Source organism: Thauera butanivorans NBRC 103042, assembly GCF_001591165.1.
GTDB classification, from domain to species: Bacteria; Pseudomonadota; Gammaproteobacteria; order Burkholderiales; family Rhodocyclaceae; genus Thauera; species Thauera butanivorans.
Genome location: NZ_BCUG01000035.1, coordinates 30120 through 46535, shown reverse-complemented (window position 1 = coordinate 46535; position 16416 = coordinate 30120). Strand labels below are relative to the sequence as shown.

At 66.8% G+C, this 16416-nt stretch carries 15 protein-coding genes and 1 pseudogene; 9 read left to right on the top strand and 7 right to left on the bottom strand.

Going from position 1 to position 16416, the window contains the following annotated elements; genetic code table 11:
• Window positions 1-178 precede the first annotated feature (178 nt).
• A pseudogene (locus tag TBU01S_RS23085) lies at window positions 179-589 on the top strand (IS66 family transposase); the annotation flags it as partial.
• 27 nt (window positions 590-616) lie between these two features.
• Here the strand turns inward: TBU01S_RS23085 and TBU01S_RS14660 are convergent.
• The 4 genes from TBU01S_RS14660 to TBU01S_RS14645 all read right to left on the bottom strand — a co-directional run bounded on the left by TBU01S_RS14660 (window position 617) and on the right by TBU01S_RS14645 (window position 4191).
• The gene (locus TBU01S_RS14660) at window positions 617-1405 is read right to left on the bottom strand and encodes an electron transfer flavoprotein subunit beta/FixA family protein (protein WP_068637439.1); all 789 of its coding nucleotides are present in this window, start codon (window positions 1403-1405) and stop codon (window positions 617-619) included.
• A gap of 4 nt (window positions 1406-1409) precedes the next feature.
• Window positions 1410-1724 (bottom strand): hypothetical protein, encoded by a 315-nt coding sequence (locus tag TBU01S_RS14655; RefSeq protein WP_068637437.1) that lies wholly within the window; start codon window positions 1722-1724, stop codon window positions 1410-1412.
• Complete coding sequence (locus tag TBU01S_RS14650; protein WP_068637435.1) at window positions 1699-2793, bottom strand: nitronate monooxygenase; 1095 nt, start codon at window positions 2791-2793, stop codon at window positions 1699-1701. Before TBU01S_RS14650 ends, TBU01S_RS14655 begins: the two co-directional genes overlap by 26 nt.
• Before the next feature lie 162 nt (window positions 2794-2955).
• On the bottom strand, window positions 2956-4191 hold the full coding sequence (locus TBU01S_RS14645; RefSeq protein WP_068637433.1) for a CaiB/BaiF CoA transferase family protein: 1236 nt from the start codon (window positions 4189-4191) through the stop codon (window positions 2956-2958).
• Window positions 4192-4504: 313 nt separating this feature from the next.
• Here TBU01S_RS14645 and TBU01S_RS14640 point away from each other — a divergent pair, with 313 nt between their 5' ends.
• The 4 genes from TBU01S_RS14640 to TBU01S_RS14625 are packed head-to-tail and all read left to right on the top strand — an operon-like array spanning window position 4505 to window position 9138.
• Window positions 4505-4816: a hypothetical protein gene (locus TBU01S_RS14640; RefSeq protein WP_217999628.1), complete on the top strand. Its 312-nt coding sequence runs from the start codon at window positions 4505-4507 to the stop codon at window positions 4814-4816.
• Between the two features lie 3 nt (window positions 4817-4819).
• Complete coding sequence (locus tag TBU01S_RS14635; protein WP_068637431.1) at window positions 4820-6328, top strand: class I adenylate-forming enzyme family protein; 1509 nt, start codon at window positions 4820-4822, stop codon at window positions 6326-6328.
• A 6-nt stretch (window positions 6329-6334) separates the two neighbouring features.
• Complete coding sequence (locus TBU01S_RS14630) at window positions 6335-7747, top strand: CoA transferase (protein ID WP_068637429.1); 1413 nt, start codon at window positions 6335-6337, stop codon at window positions 7745-7747.
• On the top strand, window positions 7741-9138 hold the full coding sequence (locus TBU01S_RS14625; protein WP_068637428.1) for an amidohydrolase family protein: 1398 nt from the start codon (window positions 7741-7743) through the stop codon (window positions 9136-9138). Before TBU01S_RS14630 ends, TBU01S_RS14625 begins: the two co-directional genes overlap by 7 nt.
• A gap of 204 nt (window positions 9139-9342) precedes the next feature.
• Here TBU01S_RS14625 and TBU01S_RS14620 read toward each other — a convergent pair whose 3' ends face one another.
• Window positions 9343-10284 carry a GlxA family transcriptional regulator gene (locus TBU01S_RS14620; protein ID WP_068637426.1) on the bottom strand — a complete coding sequence of 314 codons (942 nt, stop codon included), beginning with the start codon at window positions 10282-10284 and terminating at the stop codon, window positions 9343-9345.
• Between the two features lie 95 nt (window positions 10285-10379).
• Between TBU01S_RS14620 and TBU01S_RS23080 the strand changes: the two genes are divergently transcribed.
• From TBU01S_RS23080 to TBU01S_RS14605, 3 genes are all read left to right on the top strand, one after another.
• Entirely contained in the window at window positions 10380-11597 is a 1218-nt protein-coding gene (locus TBU01S_RS23080; protein ID WP_157659158.1) for an L-tyrosine/L-tryptophan isonitrile synthase family protein, read from the top strand.
• Window positions 11594-12766: an MFS transporter gene (locus TBU01S_RS14610; protein WP_068637424.1), complete on the top strand. Its 1173-nt coding sequence runs from the start codon at window positions 11594-11596 to the stop codon at window positions 12764-12766. Before TBU01S_RS23080 ends, TBU01S_RS14610 begins: the two co-directional genes overlap by 4 nt.
• Window positions 12767-12847: 81 nt before the next feature.
• Window positions 12848-13603, top strand: a complete 756-nt coding sequence (locus TBU01S_RS14605; RefSeq protein WP_068637422.1) for an HAD-IA family hydrolase — start codon at window positions 12848-12850, stop codon at window positions 13601-13603.
• 42 nt (window positions 13604-13645) lie between these two features.
• On the opposite strand, the gene TBU01S_RS14600 is transcribed toward TBU01S_RS14605, so the two are convergent.
• Both TBU01S_RS14600 and TBU01S_RS14595 read right to left on the bottom strand, forming a co-directional pair.
• The gene (locus TBU01S_RS14600) at window positions 13646-14665 is read right to left on the bottom strand and encodes an enoyl-CoA hydratase/isomerase family protein (RefSeq protein ID WP_068637420.1); all 1020 of its coding nucleotides are present in this window, start codon (window positions 14663-14665) and stop codon (window positions 13646-13648) included.
• A gap of 48 nt (window positions 14666-14713) precedes the next feature.
• A complete protein-coding gene (locus tag TBU01S_RS14595; protein WP_068637418.1) occupies window positions 14714-15331 on the bottom strand; it encodes an SRPBCC family protein in 618 nt (205 codons plus the stop codon).
• 203 nt (window positions 15332-15534) lie between these two features.
• Between TBU01S_RS14595 and TBU01S_RS14590 the strand changes: the two genes are divergently transcribed.
• The gene (locus tag TBU01S_RS14590) at window positions 15535-16407 is read left to right on the top strand and encodes a TIGR03619 family F420-dependent LLM class oxidoreductase (protein ID WP_068637416.1); all 873 of its coding nucleotides are present in this window, start codon (window positions 15535-15537) and stop codon (window positions 16405-16407) included.
• Window positions 16408-16416: the final 9 nt, after the last annotated feature.

Genomic DNA, 16416 nt, shown 5'->3' with positions numbered 1-16416 from the left:
GATTTAAGTGCGCATGGCATATTTATTTATGTTTCAAGAGACCGGCGCCCCTAATTCATCTGACAGGCCCCATACCCGCACCCAACCCTGGAACTGAACATGCACGCCCTCGTTCCGCTGCTGCTCACCGCCGCAACGCTCCAAACCGCCCACGCCGATCCGACGCCCGCCCCAGGCCCATCGAAGCACCGCAACGGGGGCCAGGCTCGAGGCGCTGGAAAAATGGCTGACCGACACCCGCAAGCGGACCGCCGACGGCTGTGCCCTGGCGCGTGCGCTCGACTACAGTCTCAAACGCTGGCCGGCGCTCGCGCGCTACGCCACACGCGGCGACCTGCCCATCGACAACAACCCGATCGAAAATGCCATCCGCCCGATCGCGTTGGGCAAGAAGAACTGGCTGTTCGCCGGCTCCGAGGCCGCGGGCCGGCGCGCCGCGGCCATCCGGTCCTTGCTCGCCACTGTGCGCGCCAACGGCATCGAGCCGATGCACTGGCTCACCGAAACAATGGAAAAGCTGCCGAACTGGCCCAACAGCCGCATCGACGAGTTGCTGCCCATCAGAAAAACAGCCCCCGCGCAACAATAGCCCAAGTGGGAGCATAGGGCGTACGGTTCATGCGGCGCGAATACGCTCCATCAAGGCCTTGGCGATTTCGCCCGGCGAACCGCTGATGAACTCGCAACTGCCCTGGACCTGCGGCACGTACTGGCGCTGGAGCACGATGTCCGGCGCCAGGGCCGCCGCCTCCAGCCCCAGGTCGGCGATGCCGACGACGGTTGCCGCCATCTTGCGCGCCGCCATCTTGGCCTTCGCCGTCGGGAAGCGGGGGGCGCCGAGTTCGTTGCTGACGGTGACGACTGCCGGCAGGCGGCCGCGCACCACTTCGTCGCCCTCCGGGGTCGCGCGCGTGACGGTGAGCAGGCCGTCGGCGAAGGCGAGGTCGCGGGCGAGGGTGCTCACCGCGTGGCCGAGGCCTTCGGCCAGCAGCAGCGGCACCACGCCCTGGTCGTCGTCCGAGGCCTGGCGGCCGCACAGCACCAGTTCGGCGCCGCCGCTCTGGTGGATCCAGGCGGCAAGCACGGCGGCAACGCCCGCTCCGTCCAGTTCGAGGCTGCCGGGGTCGATGGCGACGATCTCGTCGGCGCCCATCGCCGCGCAATGCTTCAGCATGCCGCCCGGATCGGTGCCGATCGTGACCGCGGCGATGCGGCAATCCACGCCGGCGTCGCGCAGGCGCAGGGCAGCTTCCAGGGCCTGCTCGTCGTAGCCGTTGATCAGGCGCGGAATGGTGGCGACGTCGGGATGGCGGCCGTCCGCCCCCATCCTGAGTCCGCCGGCGAGGGCATAGTTGTTGACCGCGGCCGGGTCCAGCACTTCCTTCACACACACCACGATTCGCATGGTTTCACTCCGTTCTGCAGGATTGTTCGATCGGCCGGCCCGGAGCCGCCACCGGGTACAGGCTCTCGGCATCGCACCAGACCGCGCTTGCGGCGAAACCGTCGGGTTTGCGCGTCAGCGAATCCAGCAGATACCAGCGCCACGGATACGGGCCATAGTCGCGGTAATGTCCGGTCAGGCGGCCGCTGAAAGCCTGCCGGCCCGCCAGGTGCGTGCCGGCGAGCGGGCGGCCGCCGTCGCATTCGGCCTCGACGCCGCACAGCGCGGGTTCGAAGCCGCTGCGGAAGGCGGGCTCATGCGGAGAAGCGGTCGAAGACATCGAGTGCCTCCTCGACGATGTCGGACAGGATCTGGCGCGCCGGCTTCATTTCCGTGACGTAGTGGATGCCCTGGCCGGCTGCTTCGGTCATCAGGTCCTTGCGCTGGTAGTCGAGCGAGCCCTGGATGTAGTCGGACGACAGGATCATCTGCAGCGGCGGCTTGAGCACCTCGGGCGCGGCCTCGCTCATCCATTCGTCGTGCCACGGGCAGCGAGTGGTGCGCATGGTGTAGCCGGAGATGCAGTTCGAGTACATCGTGTCCTCGGTCTCGGCTTCCAGCAGACGCTCCTTGAGCGGCATGTTGACGTCGGATTCGCGCGAGGTCAGCCACAGCGAGCCGGTCCATACGCCGTCGGCGCCGAGGGCGAGGGCGGCAGCCAGGTGGCGGCCGGTCGTCACCCCGCCGGCAGCGATGACCGGGATGCCGGTGCCGCGCGCGGCATCGACGACCTGCGGGACGATCGAGAAGGTGCCGATGTTGCCGGTGTGGCCGGCGGCATCGTAGCCCTGGGCGATGATGACGTCGGTGCCGGCCTCGATCTGGCGCCTGGCCTGGCGCGGCTTGCCCACCAGGCCCCAGACCTGCATGCCCAGCTGGTGCGCGCGCTCGAGCAGGAAGGCCGGGGAGCCGAGGCCGGAGGCGAACACCGGCACGCGCTCGTCGAAGATCACTTCGAGCTGGTCGAGCGCGCGCTTCTGGTCGAGTCCGCCCCAGTGGTGGATGTCGGGCGCGATCTTGGGCGCGGGGACGTCGTACTTGCGCTTGATCTGCTGCTCGAAGTCGCGCTGCGCCTGCGGGATCATCGCCAGCAGTTCGTCGACGGTCTTCTCTTCCGGCACCGAGGAAGGCAGCACCAGGTCGATGCCGAAAGGCTTGCCGTCGATGCGCTCGCGGATCCACCTGATGTCGGCGGCGATCTGGTCGGGCGTGTGCAGGGCTTCGCCGAGGACGGCGAAGCCGCCGGCGTTGATCACCGCGACGGCCACGTCCTTGCAGTGGGTGAAGGCCACGACCGGATACTCGATGCCGAGCTTGTCGCAGAGTTGGGTGTGAAGGGGACTGTCCATGTATCGATGCCTCCAGTGTCCGGGATTTTTCGATTCGGCCGGTCCGCCCTGCGTCCGGCACGATTGCGATTCGATTCTATGCGGCCGCATTGGACGCACTCCCGCGCAGGGGTATCCGATGTGGCCGCCGGTGTTTCATTGCCTGACCCGGCGCAGCGGGGCTCAGCCGAAGGCACCTTTTTCGCGCAGCGCGGCGATCTTCGCCGGCTCGTAGCCGAGCACCTGCTGCAGCACCGCCTCGGTGTGCTCGCCGACCGTCGGCGCCCGGGCCGGGGCGGTTTCCTGCTCGCCGACGAACCTGGCCGGGAAGCCGAGCATGTCGGCGCCGTGCGTCTCGTGCGGCAGGATGCGGAAGCGGTCCTTGAACTGGGGGTCGTCCACGATGTTCGCCGGCGTGTTGACCGGTGCGATCGGCGTGTTGAACTCGACGCCGAAGGCCAGCCATTCGGCGGTCGTGCGCGAGCGGAAGATGTCGCGCAGGACCGCCTGCAGTTCGCGGTTGCCGCGTGCATGGTCGGCATACTTCGAGCCCGGCCACTTCTCGAACAGATCCATGCGGCCGGCGCCGGCGCAGAAGTTCTTCCAGAACGCCTGCTCGGATGCCATGAACAGCACATGGCCGTCCGCGCTGTCGTAGAGCTGGTAGCGCACGCCTTCCTTCATGCCCGCGGTGGCGACCGGGCGGCGCACGTAGTTGTCGGACTTGTTGCCGGTGACGACGTTTTCCGGGCGGGCGTAGGCCATGTGGCTCTCGCTGCGATACCAGTCGAAGGCGGCGGCGGCGTCGCTCTGTGCCAGCTCGATGAAGCTGCCCCGGCCGGTTTCGCGGGCGCGGATGACGCCGGCGAGCACAGCCAGGCCGCCAAACAGCGGCGCGGCGTTGATGCCGATGCCGACGTGCTCCGGGATGTAGCAGAAGCCTTCCTCGTCGTAGGCCGGCTTGACCACGCCGCTCCAGGTGTCGTAGGCGATGCCGTGCGAGGGCATGTCCTTGTAGGGGCCGGTCATGCCGTAGCCCGACACGGTGCAGAACACGATCTTCGGGTTGATCCGGCGCAGGTCCTCGTAGCCGAGGCCGAAGCGTGCCAGTGCGCCCGGCCGCGAGGCCTCGATGACGACGTCGGCGCCGCGCACCAGCTCGCGGTAGATCTCGCGCGCGGCTTCGGCCTTGAGATCGAGGGCGATGCTCTTCTTGCCGCGGTTGAGGTGGTAGTGCATCAGCGAAACGCCCTCGATGATCGGCCAGGTCATTTCGCGGATGTAGTCGCCCGCGGGCGTCTCGACCTTGATCACGTCGGCACCGAGGTCGGCGAGGGCTGTGGTGATCGCGGCCGGCCCGAGGATCGAGCTCTCGATCACGCGAAGGTTCGCCAGCGGGGGAAGTGTCTGCTCTGTCATGTCTTGTTTCCAGGCGTGGCAACGGCTGCCGATGGGGAACTGCCAGCGAGGCGCTTGGCGTCGCGGGCGCGCAGGGACGTGCGAAGCGGCATCGCCCGGAAGGCAAGATAAAAAGAAAAACCATCCGCCGGGACGAGGGCAAAGTTCTGATCCGGCCTATTCGGGCGCAATTCGGGACAGGGTTCCGGCGGGCCGTTGAAAGAGGCGATCGGCATCGCACAGAATGCCCTTCACTGGCCTGGCTGGCGAAGCCCGGCCGATTCGCGAGGGGCGCCTGGCCCGCTCGGTCCCTTGATCGTTCGAGGATGCAGAGATGAACACGTTGAAGACGGGATCGCGCCTGAAAAGCGCGGTATGCGATACCGAGGTGATGGTCGTGCGCGCGGTCGCGGACGAAGTGTGCCTGGAGTGCGGCGGTGCGCAGATGCTGCCGATGGGCGCCGACAAGCCGGCTGCGGCAATGGCGCACGAGGCGTTTGCGCAGGGTACGCTGGTCGGCAAGCGCTATACCGATGCCGCCGAGCGCTTCGAGCTGCTGTGCACGAAAGGCGGCAAGGGCAGCCTGTCGATCGACGGCGTGGTGCTCGCGGTGAAACAGGCCAAGGCCCTGCCTTCATCGGACTGAGCCATGAACGTCCTGATGACGCTGGAAATGGCGGCGGAATGCCATCCGGAGCGGATCGCCGCGACCTGCGGTGAGCGCTCGATCACTTACGGCCGCATGCTGGAGGCGGCACGGCGCGCCGGTGCGCGGATCCGCGCGAGCGGCTGCCGGCATGTCGGCTTTCTCGACGTCAACAGCCTTGCCGCACCGGTGGCGCTGTATGCCGCGGCTTGCGCCGGCCTGCCCTATGTGCCGATGAACTACCGCCTCACCAAGCCCGAGATCCGGGCCCTGCTGCAGCGCATCGCCCCGGCCTGGCTGGTCGCCGACCCGCAGCTGCTCGAAGGGATCGAGGTTCCGGACGGCTTCACCGTGGTGGATCGCGAGCAGTTCCTGCGCGAGGCCCTCGACGGCGAGCATGCCGCTGAGGAACCGGCCCAGGCCGATCCCGCCGCGGTGGCGGTGCAGCTCTTCACCAGCGGCACCACCGGGGCGCCGAAAGCCGCCGTGCTGCGCCACGAGAACCTGATGAGCTACATCCTCGGCACGGTCGAGTTCGCCGCCGCGGACGAGGACGACGCCACGCTCGTCGCCGTGCCGCCGTACCACATCGCCGGCATCTCGGCGATCCTGAGCTCGACCTATGCCTGCCGGCGCATGGTGCAGCTGCCCGGCTTCGACGGCCAGGCCTGGCTCGAGACCTGCCGCCGCGAAAAGGCGACCAATGCCTTCGTCGTGCCGACGATGCTGGCGCGCATCATCGAATACATCGACGGCTCCGGCGCCGAGGCGGCGATGCCCTCTCTGCGCGCGCTCGCCTACGGCGGCGGCAAGATGCCGGCGCCGGTCATCGAGCGCGCGATGCAGCTGTGGCCCGCAGTCGATTTCACCAATGCCTATGGCCTGACCGAGACCAGCTCGACGATCGCGCTGCTCGATCCCGAAGGCCACCGCGAGGGCTTCCACAGCGCCGACCCCGAAGTGCGCAAGCGTCTGCATTCGGTAGGCCGCCCGATCGACGCGGTGGAAATCGAGATCCGCGGCGAGGACGGCAATGTGCTGCCCGCGGGGGAAGTGGGCAGCGTGTTCGTCCGCGGCGGACAGGTGGCGGGGGAATACCTGGGCGTCGGCAGCCTGCTCGACGACAAGGGCTGGTTCCCGACCTGCGATCGCGGCTACCTGGACAAGTACGGCTTCCTCTATCTCGACGGCCGTGCCGACGACGTCATCGTCCGCGGCGGCGAGAACATCTCGCCGGGCGAGATCGAGGACGTGCTGCGCCAGCATCCGGCGATCGCCGATGTCGCGGTGGTGGCCGTCCCCGATACCGAATGGGGCGAAGCCGTGGGCGCCGTGGTGGTGCTCGGCCCGGGCGCGACGGCCGGCGAGGCCGAGCTGCGCGACTGGGTGCGCGAGCGCCTGCGCTCCTCGCGCGTCCCCGCCGTGCTCTGCTTCCGCCAGCAACTGCCCTACAACGAGATGGGCAAGATCCTGCGCCGCGTGCTGCGCGAGGAATTGTCCGCCGCGGGCTGAGCCGCCATGGAGCCGGCGCCGGGCGCATCCTGCCGCGAGGCGGACGGGCTGCTCGCAGGGCGCAGCCTGGTGCTCGCCGGCGAAGGCTGTGCCAGCCGCTATGCGGAAGGCCTGCTGTCGGCGCTGGGGGCCAGGGTCGGGCGGCAGGCGGGGGCGCAGGATGCCCACCCCGCCATCGCCTGGGCCCGCAGCGGGCTGATGTGGCTGACCGGCGCCGCGGAGCAGCCCGGCTGCATGCTGCCGGCACCGCTGTCGGCCTGCGCCAACGGCGTGCTGCAGGCCCTGGGCGCGCTGGGGGCGCAGCTGCCGCCCGCCTGGCGTAGCGGGGAAGACGTGCTGGCGCAGCGTGCGGCCCTGCTCGGCCTGCGCCGCCGGGGGCGGATCTCGGCCGGTGGGAGCTGCCGCCTGCTGGCGGCGGCCGACGGCATGCTGGCGGTGAATCTCGCCCGCGACGAAGACTGGGAACTGCTGCCGGCCTGGCTGGAAGGGCGCGCCGCCGCCGACTGGCCGGCGCTTGCCGCGGCCGTGGCGGCCCAGCCGGCGCAGGCCACGCTCGAACGCGCGCGGCTGCTCGGGCTCCCGGTCGCCGCGGCCGAGCTGCCCGCTCAGGCCCCGCCCTGGTGCCGGGTGCGCCGGGGGGGCGCCGGGGCAGAGACGGGCCGCGAGGGGCGGTCGCCGCGCGTGCTCGATCTGTCCGCTTTGTGGGCGGGACCGCTGTGCGGGCAACTGCTGCACCAGCTCGGCGCCCAGGTGGTCAAGGTCGAGAGCACCCGGCGCCCGGACGGCGCCCGCGCCGGCAATGCGGCCTTCTTCGACCTGCTCAATGCGGGCAAGTGGTGCGTCGCGGTGGATTTCGCTTCCGCGGCAGGCATCGAGCGCCTGCGCCGCCTGATCGAGTGGGCGGACATCGTCATCGATTCCTCGCGCCCGCGTGCGCTGCGCCAGCTCGGCATCGACGCCGAGGCGATGGTCGCGGCGCACCCGGCGCTGAGCTGGATCAGCATCACCGGCTACGGGCGCCACGAACCGGCGGCCAACTGGGTCGCCTTCGGCGACGACGCGGGCGTGGCGGGCGGGCTGTCCACCATGCTGGCGCGCGCCGGCGGGCCATGGGCTTTCTGTGGCGATGCGATCGGCGATCCGCTGACCGGCCTGCATGCGGCGCTGGCGGCCTGGGCCGCGCATGCGGCAGGCGGCGGCTGCGTGGTGTCGCTGGCAATGCGCGACGTCGTCGCCCATTGTGCGGCGTGGGAACGCCTGGAGAGCGACGAGGCGCTGCGCGTCCGCGCCCGGCGCTGGCATGCGCAGGCGCTGGCGGCGGGGCTGGCCGGATGCCGCCCGGCGCGGCCGGCTGCCGCAGCGCGGGCACGTCCTCACGGCGGCGATGACGCCGCACTCGCCGAACTGCTCGCATGCTGATCACCGGCGCCAGCCTGAGCCCCGGCGTGCGCACGGCCATCCGCATCGACGGCGGGCGCATCGCCTGCATCTCGCCCGGCTTGCGCCCGCTGCGCGGCGAGGACGTCTTCGATGCCGCCGGCGCGGCGGTGCTGCCCGGCCTGCACGACCATCATCTGCACCTGCTCGCCTATGCCGCCGCGCTCGACTCCGTGCCCTGCGGGCCGCCGCAGGTGACCGATGCGGCGGCGCTCGCGCAGGCGCTCGGCACGCGCGCCGCGCGCGCGGGCGGGGGCTGGCTGCGCGGCGTCGGCTACCACGAGTCGGTCGCGGGCGAGATCGACCGCTGGTGGCTCGACCGCGTGGCGCCCGAGCGCCCGCTGCGCATCCAGCACCGCAGCGGACAGTTGTGGATCTTCAATTCGGCGGGCCTGCGCAGCCTCGGCGTCGGCGACGGGGCCGGCGACGACCCTTTCGAGCGCCACGGCGGAACGCCGAGCGGGCGCCTGTACGGCGCCGATGCCTGGCTGCGGGCGCGGCTCGGCACGCGCATGCCGGCGCTGGGCGAGGCCAGCCTGCGGCTGGCGCGGCTGGGCATCACCGGGGTGACCGACGCCGGCCCGGACAACGGCGCCGGCGAATTCCGGCATTTCGCGCGCGAGCGCGCAGGCGGCCGGCTGCTGCAGGACGTGCTGGTGATGGGCAGCGCAGGGCTCGACCCGGCCTGGAGCCGGCCCGGGCTCGCGGTGGGGGCGACCAAGATCCATCTGCGCGAATCGGCGCTGCCGGACTTCGGCGCGATGCGCGAGCGGATCGTGCAAAGCCACGCCGCCGGCCGAGCGGTCGCGGTGCATTGCGTCACTCAGGCCGAACTGGTCTTTGCCGTGGGCGCTCTGCAGGCCGCCGGCGTGCGCCGCGGCGACCGCCTGGAGCACGCTTCCCTCGCCTCGCCCGAGGCGGTCGCGCTGGTCCGCGAGGCCGGGCTGCACGTCGTCACCCAGCCCCATTTCCTGTTCGAGCGCGGCGACGCCTACCTGTCCGCGGTGCCGACGCAGGACATCGCGCATCTCTACCGCGCGCGCAGCTTCGTCATCGCCGGAGTGCCGCTCGGCGCGGGGTCGGACGCCCCCTATGGCGACATCGATCCCTGGCGGGCGATGGACGCCGCGCTGCGGCGAACGAGCCGGGCCGGCCGCGTGCTCGGCGCGGACGAGGCGCTCGATCCGGCGGCCGTGCTGCGCCTGTACGGCTCGCATCCTCTGCATCCCGGAGGGCCATGCCGGTCGCTGGCGGCCGGCGCGGTGGCCGACCTGTGCGTGCTGGACCGGCCGTGGGAGGGCTTGTTCGAAGACCTGGCTGCGGTACGTGTACGGCTTACCGTCGGCTGCGGGCGGGTGCTGCACGCGGTCTAGCCGCAATACTGCTCAGTGAAGACCGCAAGCAGTCAAGAATGTCATTCCCGCGCAGGCGGGAATCCAGGATACGGTACATCTCCGGGTTCCCGCCTGCGCGGGAGCGGCGGTTGACTGAAATGTATTGGAGCCGACTGCTAAAGGGCGATTCGGGCCGGTCAAGCCGAAGCGATCAGTGATCAACTGAATTCGATCTCGCATGCGTTAGCGGAAATGGCGTTTTACGGCCGAAGGAGGGACTCCTTTGAGGCGGATAAAGGCACGTCGCATTCGCTCGACGTCCGTGAAGCCACATTGGCGCGCCACAACCTGTACCGAGCCGTTGCCGCTTTCCAATGCGGCGCTCGCGGCATCGACCCTTAACCGCTCGACGGCCCGGGCCGGGGTTGTGCCGATCTCCGAAGTGAAGCATCGGGCAAAATGTCTTGGACTCATGCACGCCTGGTCCGCGAGATCGCCGACCGTCAGCGGTTTGTCCAGATTGCTACGGATGTAATCGAGTAGGCCGGCGAAGCGACCATCCCCCATGCCCATTTTCAACAACGCGGAATACTGGGATTGCCCACCTGGGCGACGGTAATACACTACGAGTTGGTGGGCAACCTGACGGGCGATCTGCTCGCCCACGTCGTCGGCAATCAAGGCTAGGGAGAGATCGATTCCTGCACTGATTCCCGCCGAGGTCCATAGAGTACCGTCATTCACATAGATGCGATCCTCATCGAGGGATACGTCGGGAAAGCGGCGTCTGAAGTCGGCGCTACGCCGCCAGTGCGTTGTCGCCTTCCGTCCATTGAGCAAGCCGGCCGAGGCGAGCAGATAGGCACCCGAACAGACGCTCGCCGTGCGCCGCGCTTTCCGTGACAGATCGTGGATGAAATCCAGCATCTCCGTACAGGATGCTGCGTCGATGACACCTTCGCCACCGACGGCGATTACGGTGTCCGCATCGAACACTTGGGCAAACGGTATGGCGAGCAGTGTGGTACCGGCCGAACTCTCCACCGCACCTCCTTTCTGGCTGGCCAAAGTCAGCTCATACGTTCTTGGCTCCATCCGGTTGGCCATCTCGAAAGCGGCGATCGGACCGGCCACATCCAGCAACTGAAAATTGGGGAATACGACAAAAACCAGCTTGCGTGCCATGGCAGAAAACGAGGGAACTATGTCTTTTTCACTCTAGCTTATCTGCGCAACATGTCAATGGCAACCATTCACAACACAAGGAGGAAACCATGTTGATGTCCGAACCGCTGTCTGTACCTGCATCCGCTGCCAATCAGCAGCTTCCGGTCGGGTTGAGTGGGGAGATCATCTCTCGGTCCCAGATCGGGCACGAGTTTGTCTGGCCGAAGAACGATCCTCGCTCGCAGTGGCAGCCGCAGCGTACCTACGGGCCTAGTGATGATGCCCGGATTCGGCGCCTCAGCATCTCACCCCACTTCGATATGGATGCGTTCTTGGAGCGAACCAAGACACTTGATCTACCATCGCGGATCATCGAGCTTCTGAATCACAACGCCTTCCAGTTCAATTCACGAAAGAAATTCCGCGAATGCGACCAGTGGCGTCAGGTGGTTACGGAGGCTTGCGAGAAAGGTGCTCCGATCGAAATTCTGATCCTCGCATTCTGCGTAATCAGCAATCCGACCAAGCGGGTGCAGCCCACAGAGGTAACCACCGCGGATGATGTATCACTGCTCCACATGGATAACATTGCCCGCCACATCGCGAATATCTACCCGCCAGGAGCCACCTTTCATGTGATCAGCGATAGCACGTTCTATGCGTTGCCGCTGGGGGTTACGTCAGTAGAGGCACAGAATTATCTGGTTCAATTGCGTCGGCGGACCGAAGATCTGCAGATAGCGGAGACCATCAAGATTCACGACATCTCCGACTATCTTTCCTACTACAACCAGTTTTTCCACGAACGCTTCGAGATTTGGTGCGCCAAGTTCCTGGCCGATCCGCTGTCGCATGATCTGCCTGTGGATGAATACCAGCGCTGGCATGCCAGCATGCGCGCCACGCTCAATTCCCGGCGTATGGGATTCTCCTACGAACAACAGTTGGCGGCTCTGTTTTGTGCCGACTCCGGCATTTCCCTGGCTCAACTCGATGACAGTGCCACCTTGGCGCTTGCAGAGTACCGGGCCTTGAAGGCTGCTGCTGCTGATACGAACTGGGAGAAACGTCATTTCCCGAATGCCATTCGGGCTACGATCCACGCAAAAAAAATCCCGGTATTGGGCCTTCGCCTGTATCCGGAATACAAACTGGGCTCCCGTCTCCTCCCTTACCATGGCATTGCGGTCCTGGTGTCGGGCGACAATGACGATGCCGAGCGGATGGAAATTCGTCACGAGATAACCGTTATCGGTAATCCATCCTTCACCCGGGTGATCGATGAGAAGGGGCTGACGCAATTCTACGAACCGTCGAAGCCCAGCGTATGAACCGTAACATTTTTCTGTTGGCGCTCTCCCAGGCGGCGATGATGACCACGATCAGCCTCGTGCTCTCATCGTCGGCCCTGGTGGGGGCTCAACTCTCGTCACCGGACTACGCTACCGTGCCACTGGGTATCCAGTACCTGGGGACTATGGTGATGCTCTATCCGGTAGCCAGGCTTATGGAACGTTTTGGGCGCCGCTTCATCTTTTGTGCTGGAGCTTTGGTTGGTGCGATCGGCTTGGCATGCGCTGCATTCGGCGTGCGGATTGGCAGTTTCACCTTGTTCGCAGCGGCCGGGTTCTTGATCGGCGCCTTTGGTGCAGTCGGCCAGTATTACCGGTTCGCGGCAGTCGATTCGGTGGTTCCGAGCAGAAAAAATCTGGCTATCTCGTGGACGCTGACTGGCGGGCTCCTTGCCGCTGTGGCCGGACCGATGCTTGCTCGGTGGACTAAGGACGCTCTCGAGCCAGCCTTCTACGCCAGCTTTCTTTCATTGACCGGCGTGGCGTTGTTGGGGGCCATGTTCGCGGCAGGCCTCAGCCTGCCGCCGATGGTGAAGGCGGAAAACAAGCAGGCACGGCGGTCATGGTCTGAAATTGCCAGTAATCCCAAGTTGGCCATGGCCATTTTGGGAGGGGTTGTTGGCTATGCTGTGATGAATCTCCTGATGACCGCCACGCCACTAGCCATGATGTGTTCACGGCTCAGTTTCGCCCAGACCGCCCAAGTCATTCAGTGGCACGTGATCGCCATGTTTGCGCCCTCATTTTTCACTGGAGCGCTCATTCAGAGAATTGGCATCATGCCGGTCATGCTATTGGGTTGTCTGTTGAGTCTCGGGAGCATTGCGGTCAGCCTGACGGGGATCGAGCTGGCCCACTTTGAGGCCGCGCTGATTCTGCTGGGGATCGGTTGGAATTTTCTCTACGTTGGTGCCACAGCCCTGCTGACCGAGAACTGTCGCAAGGAAGAGGCCGCCCGCGTTCAGGCCCTGAATGATACGCTCGTATTCTTGGGCGTCACGGCCGCGACCTTGTTCTCCGGTGCGATGGTCAATGCGCTGGGCTGGCAAACGCTCAATCTGTACGCCATTCTTCCTATCTTGGTCGTCATGGCGGGGCTCGTTCGATTGATGAAGTGGCCTCGTCTCTCATGGTTCCGTGAGGGTTGATTGATGAAAAGTCAAAGAACCACCTCAGGAGGCTTTACAGCTACCCTTCTCTCTCCAGATGCGCCGGATGAGAGCATAGCCGTGACCTCCCCGATAAGAGCGCTGATTTTTGATCTGGATGGCACACTGGTCGACACGATTGGCGGGATTGCGAAAGCGATCAACTGCGCTTTGGTGCGCCATAGCCTTGCGCCGCTGACAATTTCAGAGATTGCTGATCGTGTAGGCGAAGGCGGCACGGCCCTGGTGGAATACGCATTGAAGAAAGCCAGACGTGAAGTCGACTCGGAAAGAGCCGCCCAATTGCAGGAAAGCTATTTCCAAGCATACCTTTCCGCACCCATTCATGAGACCAGGGTTTTTCCTGGCGTGATTCCCATGCTGGAATACGCTAAAGCACGAGACTTGGACCTTGCCATTTGCACCAACAAGGCAGGAGTTCTGGCCAAGGCGGTACTGGATGGCCTGGACCTGACTCGGTACTTTCGATTTTTGGTTTATGGGGATTCTTTGCCGCATCGCAAGCCGCATCCAGGGCCGATTGAGTGGATCGTCGGGCGACTGGGGCTGCCCCCGGATGCCTGCGTGATGATCGGCGATACCGAAAATGATGTGTGCGCTGCTCGAAACTCAGGAGTGCGGTCCGTTTTCGTGAGTTTTGGCTACAGCAGACTGGAGTCCTTGAGTAGTCAGCCGGACTGGGTCATCAATGATTTTGATCGACTGGAACCCATATTGCGTAATTTCGGCCATCGGCAGTCCAACTCTTGCAGCGCTGATCGGGATGCCATCCTGGAGCAACGCGGCAGTTGCTACGGCAGCACCGGTTCGGCCTGAAACCCTGACAGTTGATAGGCACCAAGCAACAAATACGACTAGCTAGCCGGCCGGTGGGACGATGGCGTCCACCAACCCCCATTCGAGCGCGGTCGCGGTGTTGATGCGGCGCGCCGACAGCGCAAGGAAGGCTGTGCGCTGAGAGCCGATGCGCCGCGCGATGCTGACGCAGCCGCCGGCGCCGGGGATCAGTCCGAAGCGGATCTCGGGCAACTGGAAGAAGGCCCCCGGGCTCGCCGTCAGCCGCCGGGCGAAGGCGGGCAGCTCGATGCCCGAGCCGATGCAGGCGCCATGGACGTGGACGTGCGTGGCGGCCCGGCTGCGCAGCAGGGCCGCGGCCGGCAGGCGCAGGCTGCGGACCGCGTGCGCGCTGGCCGGGTCGGCGGCGGTGCCGAACTCTTCCAGCGCGCCGCCGGTGGAGAAGCAGGCGCCGCGTGCGCGCAGCTCGATGGCGGCGATGCTGTCGTCCGTCGCGGCGAGGTCGAAGGCTTCGACCAGCGCATCGCGCATCTCGATCGTCATCGCGTTGCGGCTCGACGGGCGGTTGAGCTGCAGCCGCAGGGTGCTGCCGTCGCGTTCGATCTCCACCGCCGGGCCGGGGTCGGTCGGGATACTGCCCGCCGACGGCGGATGCTCCGCGGACCAGCGGCGGAATTCCGGGCCGGCCTGCAGCATCGAGTAGGCGAGCGATTCGACCGTCAGCGCGTCCGCCGCCGGCATCTCCCGGGTGGCGCGCAGCACCTGTACCAGCGTCATCGCGGCGATCGGCGCCCGGCCGATGTTGGCGATCAGCGTGGCGGCGTCGGCCGGATCGGAGAGGACGGTGTCGCAGGCGGCGGCGATGCCGCCCGGCCGGGTGCCGATGCCGATCACCGGGCAGGCCTGCGCGCGCAGCCATTGCGCCAGGCGGGGCAGTTGCGCGGGCGCGCAGGGCGGGCCGTCGTCGAGCGCGACCAGCAGGCAGTGAGGCTCGTCGAAGGGCGAGTGCGCGCTCGCGTAGGCGGATGCCAGCGCGAGTCCGGCCAGCGCTTGCTGGGAGAGGCAGGGGGCTTGCGCGGACATGCCGGCCATCCTTGCAGGCGAGGGGAGGCAGCCAGGGCCCGCCGGCGTTCAGGCGCGCCCGGCGAGGCGGCGGAAGAAGGCGGTGATGCGGTCGACGATGACCTTGAACACCACGGCGAGCACGTTGATGGACTCTTCCTTCGCGGCCTGTGGGGGGCTGGCCGGCGCTGCGCCGGCAGCCGCGGGCGCGCCATCGGCCGCAGCCTGCGCGCCGGGGGCTTCGAGCAGCTTGCGCACGTTGCCGACGTACTGCTTGATGATCTGCGCCGAAACGCCCTCGATCATGCCGCGGCCGACCTGGATGATCTTGCCGGTGAGATCGATGCTCGATTCGCAGCTGACGCGGGTCGAGCCGCCGCCCTGGGGCTCGAGGCGGGTGAGGATCGTGCCGCTGACGGTGCCGCCGCCGCGCTCGTTGCCGGCTGCGAGCATCTTCACCACGCGGCCGGCGGCGTCGCGCTCGACGTAGGTGATCGTGCCCTGGTACTGCGCGCTGACGGCGCCGATCCTGAGCTTGACCGAGCCGATGAACTGCGCGTCGTCGACGATCTCCTTCAGGCTTGCGCCCGGCATGCAGGAGACGACGTTGTGCGGGTCGTTCAGGAATGCCCAGACGGCGTCGACCGGCGCGGCTACTTCGAAGCTTTCCTTGATTTCCAGGGCCATGCTCGGCTCCTCGTTCGCATTTGGAAGGTCATGGCCACGTTACCGGCATGGGCAGGGGGATGCATCACCCACTTGGGTGAAGGCCGAAACTGCCTTCGGCGCTAGCATCGGATCCACGATGACCATGCTGCTCCGTTCCGGGTCCGGCAAGGTCGGACGCGGGGGGCAGCGCCGATTTACCGCCTGCGATCGGGAGCCCGCCCATGAAGTTCGTTCTGCAACTCGGTTTCACCCATTACCGCAATTACCTGGACCTGGCGCGCGCGGCCGAGAAGGCCGGCTGGCACAGCCTGTCCATGCCCGACAGCCTGTTCTTCCCGCGCGCCACGGAATCGGATTATCCCTATGCCGAAACCGATGCGATCCGGGGCTACCTCGAGCACTCGGAGTTCATCGAGCCTTTCGTCGCCATGGCGTCGATGGCGGCCGTGACCACCCGGCTGCGCTTCTACCCCGGCGTGCTCAAGGTGCCAGTGCGCCAGCCGCTGATCCTCGCCAAGTCCTTGACGTCGGCGGCGGTGATGTCGGGCGGGCGCATCAGCCTCGGCGCGGGCCTGAGCCCGTGGCGGGAGGATTTCGTCTACAACGGGGTCGATTTCGACAAGCGCGGCGAGATCATGGATGAGTGCATCGAGATCCTGCGCGGGGCGATGAGCGGGGAGTTCTTCGAGCATCACGGCAGGCACTTCGATTTCGGTCCGCTGCGCATGCGGCCGGTGCCGCAGCAGCCGGTGCCCATCCTGGTGGGCGGCCACAGCAAGCCGGCGCTGCGGCGTGCGGCCAGGCTGGGCGACGGCTGGGCGTCGGCCAACACCGACGTCGACACCCTGAAATCCCTGATCGACCAGCTCAATGCCTTCCGCGCCGAATTCGGAACCCTGGCGCGCGAGGACTACGAGATCCACGGCATCGATTTCAGCGCCCGCACGCTCGACGATTTCCGCCGCCTGCGCGACATCGGCGTGACTCACGCCGGTACGGTGCCGTGGAACGCGCAGGTGGCGGCAGAGGATCTTCCCGCGCAGCTCGACGCCGTCCGCCGTTTCGGCGAGGAAGTCATCGCGCGCATGGACTGATACCCATCC

What these genes read in the sequence shown, in the direction of transcription:
- TBU01S_RS14660 (WP_068637439.1), bottom strand. Translation starts at nt 1,405, where the DNA reads ATGCGAATCGTGGTGTGTGTGAAGGAAGTGCTGGACCCGGCCGCGGTC.
- TBU01S_RS14655 (WP_068637437.1), bottom strand. Translation starts at nt 1,724, where the DNA reads ATGTCTTCGACCGCTTCTCCGCATGAGCCCGCCTTCCGCAGCGGCTTC.
- TBU01S_RS14650 (WP_068637435.1), bottom strand. Translation starts at nt 2,793, where the DNA reads ATGGACAGTCCCCTTCACACCCAACTCTGCGACAAGCTCGGCATCGAG.
- TBU01S_RS14645 (WP_068637433.1), bottom strand. Translation starts at nt 4,191, where the DNA reads ATGACAGAGCAGACACTTCCCCCGCTGGCGAACCTTCGCGTGATCGAG.
- TBU01S_RS14640 (WP_217999628.1), top strand. Translation starts at nt 4,505, where the DNA reads ATGAACACGTTGAAGACGGGATCGCGCCTGAAAAGCGCGGTATGCGAT.
- TBU01S_RS14635 (WP_068637431.1), top strand. Translation starts at nt 4,820, where the DNA reads ATGAACGTCCTGATGACGCTGGAAATGGCGGCGGAATGCCATCCGGAG.
- TBU01S_RS14630 (WP_068637429.1), top strand. Translation starts at nt 6,335, where the DNA reads ATGGAGCCGGCGCCGGGCGCATCCTGCCGCGAGGCGGACGGGCTGCTC.
- TBU01S_RS14625 (WP_068637428.1), top strand. Translation starts at nt 7,741, where the DNA reads ATGCTGATCACCGGCGCCAGCCTGAGCCCCGGCGTGCGCACGGCCATC.
- TBU01S_RS14620 (WP_068637426.1), bottom strand. Translation starts at nt 10,284, where the DNA reads ATGGCACGCAAGCTGGTTTTTGTCGTATTCCCCAATTTTCAGTTGCTG.
- TBU01S_RS23080 (WP_157659158.1), top strand. Translation starts at nt 10,380, where the DNA reads ATGTCCGAACCGCTGTCTGTACCTGCATCCGCTGCCAATCAGCAGCTT.
- TBU01S_RS14610 (WP_068637424.1), top strand. Translation starts at nt 11,594, where the DNA reads ATGAACCGTAACATTTTTCTGTTGGCGCTCTCCCAGGCGGCGATGATG.
- TBU01S_RS14600 (WP_068637420.1), bottom strand. Translation starts at nt 14,665, where the DNA reads ATGTCCGCGCAAGCCCCCTGCCTCTCCCAGCAAGCGCTGGCCGGACTC.
- TBU01S_RS14595 (WP_068637418.1), bottom strand. Translation starts at nt 15,331, where the DNA reads ATGGCCCTGGAAATCAAGGAAAGCTTCGAAGTAGCCGCGCCGGTCGAC.
- TBU01S_RS14590 (WP_068637416.1), top strand. Translation starts at nt 15,535, where the DNA reads ATGAAGTTCGTTCTGCAACTCGGTTTCACCCATTACCGCAATTACCTG.